This is a genomic window from Actinophytocola sp. (assembly GCF_050699935.1).
Lineage (GTDB): Bacteria > Actinomycetota > Actinomycetes > Mycobacteriales > Pseudonocardiaceae > Actinophytocola.
Genome location: NZ_JBOHGB010000074.1, coordinates 25,529 through 33,004, shown reverse-complemented (window position 1 = coordinate 33,004; position 7,476 = coordinate 25,529). Strand labels below are relative to the sequence as shown.

Sequence of the window (7,476 nt, the reverse complement as noted above, 5' to 3'; positions counted from 1 at the left end):
CGGCCCCAGCGCCTTGCCGACCGTGTCGGACACGAGGTCGGCGACGGGACCCGCACCCGCCTGCTTGGCCTGCTGGTAGCCGGCGAGCATGGCGGCGACCGTGCGCCGGGCCGCGCGCAGCTCGACGCCCAGGCCGCGCAGCACCTCGCCGCCGGCGCCGTCCGGCTCGGCGAGCAGGCCGAGCAGCAGGTGCTCGCAGCCGATGTAGTTGTGCCCCAGCGAGAGCGCCTCGGTGACGGTCAGCTCGAGCGCGTTCGCGGCCGTGCGACTCAGCCGCCGCGCCGGGCCGGAGTCCTCATCCACGGACTCGACCCGGGCGAGGTCGCGGAGCACCGTCGCCGGCTCGACCTCGATGGATCGCAGCACCTGCAGCTGCGCCGGCTCGGGCTCGCCACCGCGGTCACGTCCGTCGGGGCCAGCGCGGGCGGGCTCGTCGCGCCGTGGGTGCTCGGGCACATGATCGACGACATCGCCGCGGGGGCCGCACGAACCAGCGTGCTCTGGGCGGCGGGCGTCATCGCGACGGCGGCCGCCGTGGCCGGGGTGCTCACCGGGGTGTCCGCGGCCCTGCTCGCCCGGCTCGGCGAGACCGTCCTGGCCGGGCTGCGCGAGCGCGTCGTCGACCGCGCCCTGCACCTGCGGGCCGCCACGCTCGACAAGGTCGGCGCCGGCGACCTGCGCTCCCGGGTCGGCGACGACGTCTCGGTCGTCACCACCGCGCTCGTGTCCACCGGCCCGGCGCTCGCCTCGGCGCTGCTCACGATCCTGCTGACCGGCGCCGGCATGTTCGCCCTCGACTGGCGGCTGGGCCTCGCGGGTCTGGTCGCCGCGCCGATGTACGTGCTCGCGGTCCGCTGGTACCTGCCGCGGTCCGGCCCGTTCTACGCCCGCGAGCGGGTCGCGATCGGCGAGCGCGCACAGACCATGGTGAGTTCGCTGCAGAGCCGTGCGACCGTGCGGGCCTACCGGCTCGAGGCCGCGCACACCGCCGGCATCAACGACCGCTCGCGCGCCGCGATGGAGCTCTCGATCGGCGTGTTCCGCCTGTTCACCCGGCTCGTCGGGCGGATGAACCGGGCCGAGCTCGTCGGGCTCTCGGCGATCCTCGTGACCGGCTTCGTGCTCGTCCGCGCGGACCTTGTCACGGTCGGCGCGACCACCGCAGCGGCGCTGTACTTCCACCGGCTGTTCAACCCGATCGGCGCGGTGATCATCGAGTTCGACGAGATCCAGGCGGCCGGCGCGAGCCTCGCCCGGCTGGCCGGCGTCGCGTCGCTCGAACGGCCCGCCCGAGCGGCGGCGCGGGTCGCCGAGCCCGCCGGCTTCGCGCTCGAGCTGGCCGGGATCCGGCACAGGTACGACGACGGCCCGCCGGTGCTCTCCGACGTGTCGGTGCGGATCGAGCGGGGCGAGCGGCTCGCGGTGGTCGGCCAGACCGGGGCGGGGAAGACCACGCTCGCGGCGATCGCGGCCGGCCTGCTGGAGCCGGTGGCCGGCGCGGTCCGGCTCGGCGGCGTCCCGGTCGGCGAGCTGGACCGGCGGCGCATCGCGATGCTGAGCCAGGAGGTGCACGTGTTCTCCGGCCCGCTCGTCGCCGACCTGCGGCTGGCCCGGCCGGACGCGTCCGTCGCGGACGTGCGGGACGCGTTGGCGCTCGTCGGGACGATGGGCTGGGTGCGCGCGCTGCCGGCCGGGCTGGACACGGTCGTCGGCGAGAGCGCGCACCGGCTCACCGCGGCGCAGGCCCAGCAGGTGGCACTCGCCCGGCTCGTGCTCGCCGACCCGGACGTCGCGATCCTGGACGAGGCCACGGCGGAGGCCGGCAGTGCGGGTGCCCGCATGCTCGAGCGGTCCGCGCTCGCCGCCACCGCCGGACGCACGACGCTGGTCGTCGCGCACCGGCTGACGCAGGCCGAGCTGGCCGACCGGGTGCTCGTGCTCGACGGCGGCCGAGTCGTGGAGACGGGCGCGCACGACGACCTGGTACGGGCCGGCAGTCGGTACGCGAAGCTGGACCGGAGCGGGCACAGGGAGTTAACTCGTGCCTGCTGCCCAACACGCCGGGTAGCGTTTGGTCCGTTGATCGCGCTTTCACGAGGGACGGTTGCCGGGTGAGTGCCCCCACAGTCTATGACGTCGCCGAGCGCGCGAAAGTCTCCATCGCCACCGTGTCCCGCGTCTACCGCAACCCGGACACGGTGCGCTCGCAGACACGTGAGCGGGTGCTGGCGGTGGCACGCGAGCTCGGCTACGTCCCGAGCGGCAACGCACGCGGCCTCGCCAGCCGCACGACCGGCGTGCTCGGCCTGTGCTTTCCCGACTACGCCGACCCCGAGGTCGACAATCCGGACAACGACGCCGACGATCCCGACCACATGCTCTACGCCGACGAGATCACCCGCGGCATGGAGCGCGCCGCCCGGCGACACGGGTACGCGCTGCTGATCGCGGCCTCGCTCGTCGGTGGTCCGGAGAGCCTGGTGGCCAAGGTCGCGGGGCGCGTGGACGGGTTCGCGGTGCTGGCCCAGACGGTGCCGACCGAGGACCTGGAGATGATCTCCGGCCGGCTGCCGATCGTGATGATCGCCGGGCCGCGGGAGATCGACCAGCTCGACCACCTCCAGGTCGCGAACGACGACGGCGAGTACGAGCTGACCCGGCACCTGATCGCCGACCACGGGCTGACCCGGCTCGCGTTCATGGGCGGCGGGCACGACTCGCCGGACGCTTCGGACCGGTTCCGCGGCTTCCAGCGTGCGCTCGCCGAGGCCGGCCTGCCGGTGCCCGGCGAGCCGGCCATCAGGGGCAACTTCACCCAGGCCGACGGCCGGGCCGCGACCGCGCGGCTGCTGGACGTCGGCCCGCCGCCCGAGGCGCTGGTGTGCGCGAACGACCAGATGGCCGTCGGCGCGCTGCAGACCTTGGAGCGGCGGAACATCCGGGTGCCGCGGGACATGGCGGTGGTCGGGTTCGACGGCATCCCACTCGGCCGCGTGGTACGGCCCAGCCTGACCACGGTCAGCCAGCCGATGCGCCGCCTGGGCGACACCGCGGTGGAGCTGCTGGTGGAGCGGCTGCGCGACCCGGACCGCGAGCCCCGCTCGATCGTGCTCCCGGTAACCCAAACCCACCGCACCAGCTGCGGCTGCCCCTAACCCGCCGCGAGCCCCCACTCCCGCGCGCGAGCCCCCACTCCCGCGCGCGAGTCCAACACTCGGGACCCGCGAGTCCAACACTCGAGACCGCCGTGTCCAACGTTCGCGGCCGCACGAATGTTGGACACGCGACACCCGAGCGTTGGACTCGCGGTACCGGAGCGTTGGACTCGCGGTCCGGAGCGGGGGACTCGCGGGGGTGGGGTGGGTCGAAAGTCTCTTGCGATGACGTTTGGGCGACGCTTAGTGTATGCGCTTACACCAAGGCCGGGCAAAGGGGAACGCAGTGACCGAGACCAGTGCGCGCGACGACTGGGAGCAGCGCATCGGCCTGCCCAGCGACGAGCGGCTCGCCGGCACCAGCGAGCTCCCTCCTCCGGATGCGCTCGTCGCCGAGGCGGGCATCGGGCTGGTCCGGCTGGACTGGCAGCCCGTGGACGGCGCCCTCGGCTACCTGGTCCACCGCGCCACCTCGGCCGGCGGGCCGTTCGAGCCGCTCGACCACCTCGGCGGCGACGTGCTCGCGGTACCCCACCCGCCCTACGCCGACACGCTCGTCGAGCCGGGAGCGACCTACCACTACCGGGTGGCCACGTGGCGCGACGGCGGCGCGGGCACGCTGTCCGCGACCGCGTCGGCCACCCCCGAACCCGCGGGACCGGCGCCGGCGCGGGTGGTCGTGTCCGTGGACGCGACCACGGCGCCGGCCCCGCTGCCCGACGTGTGGCGCCGGATGATCGGCGCCGAGCACCTCTCGCTGCTCGTCTGGGACCAGCCCGGCCCGGGCGGCTCGGACGTGGCGGCCGAGTACGCCGAGGCCCTGCGGATCATGCGCGACGAGGTCGGCGTGCGGACCGTCCGCGCGCACGGCACGTTCCTGCCCGAGACCGTCACCCTGCGCGAGGACGGCTCGTTCGACTTCACCGGCCTCGACGAGGTGTACGACCGGTTCCTGGAGACCGGGCTCAAGCCGGTGGTCGAGCTGTCGTTCATGCCCGCCGCGCTGTGCATGGACCCCGCGTACACGGTCTTCGAGTACCGGGCCACGGTGTCCGTGCCGCAGGACTGGGCGCGCTGGGGCGACCTCGTGCGCGCGCTGACCGAGCACCTGTGCGAGCGCTACGGCGCCGACGAGGTGGCCACGTGGGAGTTCGAGGTCTGGAACGAGGCCAACCTCGAGGTCTTCTGGAACGGCACGCAGGAGGACTACCACAGGCTCTACGAGGTCGCGGCGCGCGCGGTGAAGAGCGTCGACGAGCGGATCCCGGTCGGCGGGCCGTCCTCGGCGGCGGCCGGCTGGGTGGGCGCGCTGCTCGAGTACTGCCGCGCGAACGACGTGCCGATCGACTTCGTCTCCACGCACACGTACGGCAACGCGCCGCTGGACATGCGCCCGCTGACCCGCTCGTTCGCCAGGGCCACCGGGAAGGCGGAACCGGAGATCCTGTGGACCGAGTGGGGTGTCACGCCGACGCACTTCCACCGGGTCAACGACACGGTGTTCGCCGCGCCGTTCGTGTTGCACGGCATGAAGAGCGCGCTCGCCACGACCGACTGCCTGGCCTACTGGGTGGCCTCCGACCAGTTCGAGGAGCTGGGCTGGCCGCCGCGGCTGCTGCACGGCGGGTTCGGCCTGCTGACCGTGGGCAACCTGCGCAAGCCGAGGTTCTGGGCGCTCGCGATGCTGTCGGCGCTGGCCGGCGGGCGCGTCCCGGCGACCGCGACCGGTGACGGCGCCGAGGCGATGGTCGAGGCGCTGGCCACGAGGACGCCGTCGACGGTCGACGTGCTGGTGTGGAACGGCACGCTCGATCAGTCCAAGATAGACGGTTCGGCGATCCTGGACCGGACGGTGTCGGTCGAGGTCGCCGGGCTCGAGCCGGGCGCGTACTCCGTGGCGTCCGCACGGGTGGACGCCGAGCACGCGAACGTCGCGCGGACCTGGACCGCGCTCGGCGACGGTGACTGGCCGACCCCGGAGCAGTGGGACTCGCTGCGTGCCGCCGACACACTGCCGATCGAGTACCTTGCGGACGTGGAGGTCGGCGCGGACAGTACCGCGTCGGTCACCGTCGAGGTCCCGATGCCGGGCATCCGGTCCCTGCGTCTGACCCGGCGGTGATGAACGACTGACGACGAGGAGCGTTCATGGCCGGTTGGTTGGCGGATGCCGTCCTGTACCAGATCTACCCGCAGAGCTTCGCGGACAGCGACGGCGACGGCATCGGTGACCTGAACGGCGTCGAGTCCAAACTGGACTACCTGGCGTGGCTCGGCGTGAACACGGTGTGGCTCAATCCGTGCTTCGTCTCGCCCATGCGTGACGCCGGCTACGACGTGGCCGACTACTTGACGATCGACCCGCGCTACGGCACCCGCGACGACCTGGCGAAGCTGGTCGACGCGGCCGGCCGGCGCGGCATCCGGATCCTGCTCGACCTGGTCGCCGGGCACACCTCCGACCAGCACCCGTGGTTCACGCACTCGGCGAGCGACCCGTCGGACCACCGCTACATCTGGTCGGACCGGCAGGCGCCGGGCTTCCAGCCGTCGCCGGGCTCGCGGCCGGGGTTCTACCTGCCGAACTTCTTCCCCGTACAGCCGGCGCTGAACTTCGGCTACGCGCGGACCGACCCCGACGAGCCGTGGCGCCAGCCCGTCGACGCCGACGGCCCGCGGCAGAACCGCCAGGCGTTGCGCGACATCATGGATCACTGGCTGCGGCTCGGCGTCTCGGGCTTCCGCGTGGACATGGCGTCGTCGCTGGTCAAGGACGATCCCGGCAAGGCGGAGACGGCGAGGCTGTGGCGGGAGATGCGGGCGTGGATCGACACCGCACACCCGGACGCGGTCCTGCTGAGCGAGTGGGCGCAGCCGCAGGTGGCGGTGCCGGCGGGCTTCCACGCCGACTTCTTCCTGCACTTCGGTTCGAGCCAGGCGTTCCGCTCGCTGTGGCACAACGGCGCGGTGTACGACGACACCTGGCGCCCGCGCCCGTGCTACTTCGACGCGGCCGGCGCGGGCACGATCACCGAGTTCCTCGCCGAGTGGGCCACCGCGACGAGCGTGATCGGCCAGGGACACATCATCCTGCCGACGTCGAACCATGACTTCCCGCGCCTGGTGGCCGGCGCGCGCACCGCGGACCAGGCCCGGGCGGCGTTCGTGTTCGTCCTGACCTGGCCCACCCTGCCGGCGATCTACTACGGCGACGAGATCGGCATGCAGTACCTGCCCGGCCTGCCCGACCTGGAGGGCAGCACGCTGGGACCGCCGCGGGCCGGGTACAACCGCGCCGGCTCGCGGACCCCGATGCAGTGGGACGCGAACGACCCGGAGGTCACCTACCTGCCGCCGCACCCGTCGCCGGAGCGCCCGAACGTGGCGGACTCCCAGGCCGACCCGGACTCGCTGCTTAACCTCGTGCACGACCTGATCGCCCTACGCAAGGCGAACCCGTCCCTGGGCCCGACCGGGGACGTGGAGATCCTCAACCCCGGCTACCCGTTCGTCTACCGCCGCAGCGAGTTCACGGTGGCGGTGAACCCGTCCCTCACGCCGACGACCGCGGACATCGCGGCACCCGGGGAGCTGGTGCTGGGCAGCGGGGCGAGCCACGGGCAGGGGGGCCTGCGCATGGACAGCTTCAGCTACGCGATCTACCGGACGGGCTGACCGGCACGCCCGGCGGCCTCCGGCCCCGGCATCCCCGCTACCGGCGGGCACCGACAAGATCGGCGCGCGCCCGCGGATCTGTGACAGCCGGACACGTTGTGGACAACCCGCGAGGGGTCGGTGGATTGACGCGGTCGTTGCAGCACCCTTCTGGTGAGGTGGTGTTGTGGTGGGTTGGTTGCCGTTGCTGCGGGCTGTGCGGGTGCGGGTCTGGGATGAGGTTCGGTGGGGCAGGTGGTGTTGCGTGCCTCGTGTGCGGCGGGGACCGGACGACGAAGCTGTTCGTCATGGGGCTCGTCACCAACCTGCTCAACCCGAAGATCGCGGTCCTCTACATCGCGCTGCTCCCGCAGTTCATCGACCACACCCGCGGGAACGTCGCCGCGCAGAGCCTCGCCCTCGGCATCATCCAGATCACGGTGGCACTGATCGTCAACGCGCTCATCGTGCTCGGCGCCGGCTTCATCGCCCGCTTCCTGCGCGCCCGCCCTCTGTGGCTGAGCGTCCAGCGCTACCTCATGGGCGGCGTGCTCGGGGCGCTCGCGGTCAAGCTCGCCACCGACCGGTCCACGCCGGCGACGGCCTGAGCGACACCTTGTCCCGCGAAGCGTCGGCAAGTACCGTGCGGGATGTAAGCGCATCCATC

Annotated in this window: 6 protein-coding genes; 5 read left to right on the top strand and 1 reads right to left on the bottom strand. The window is 72.9% G+C overall.

Features of this window, described 5'->3' with window-relative positions:
• Window positions 1-456, bottom strand: a 456-nt coding sequence (locus ACRDTB_RS22710; RefSeq protein ID WP_431433321.1) for a Clp protease N-terminal domain-containing protein, incomplete at its 3' end; no start/stop codon positions are given.
• Here ACRDTB_RS22710 and ACRDTB_RS22705 point away from each other — a divergent pair.
• The 5 genes from ACRDTB_RS22705 to ACRDTB_RS22685 all read left to right on the top strand — a co-directional run bounded on the left by ACRDTB_RS22705 (window position 457) and on the right by ACRDTB_RS22685 (window position 7,417).
• A complete protein-coding gene (locus tag ACRDTB_RS22705) occupies window positions 457-2,115 on the top strand; it encodes an ABC transporter ATP-binding protein (protein WP_431433319.1) in 1,659 nt (552 codons plus the stop codon).
• Window positions 2,112-3,155: a LacI family DNA-binding transcriptional regulator gene (locus ACRDTB_RS22700; protein ID WP_431433318.1), complete on the top strand. Its 1,044-nt coding sequence runs from the start codon at window positions 2,112-2,114 to the stop codon at window positions 3,153-3,155. Before ACRDTB_RS22705 ends, ACRDTB_RS22700 begins: the two co-directional genes overlap by 4 nt.
• Window positions 3,156-3,441: 286 nt before the next feature.
• Entirely contained in the window at window positions 3,442-5,277 is a 1,836-nt protein-coding gene (locus ACRDTB_RS22695) for a GH39 family glycosyl hydrolase (protein ID WP_431433316.1), read from the top strand.
• 26 nt (window positions 5,278-5,303) lie between these two features.
• The gene (locus ACRDTB_RS22690) at window positions 5,304-6,830 is read left to right on the top strand and encodes an alpha-amylase family glycosyl hydrolase (protein WP_431433314.1); all 1,527 of its coding nucleotides are present in this window, start codon (window positions 5,304-5,306) and stop codon (window positions 6,828-6,830) included.
• A 251-nt stretch (window positions 6,831-7,081) separates the two neighbouring features.
• The gene (locus ACRDTB_RS22685; RefSeq protein ID WP_431433313.1) at window positions 7,082-7,417 is read left to right on the top strand and encodes a LysE family translocator; all 336 of its coding nucleotides are present in this window, start codon (window positions 7,082-7,084) and stop codon (window positions 7,415-7,417) included.
• Window positions 7,418-7,476: the final 59 nt, after the last annotated feature.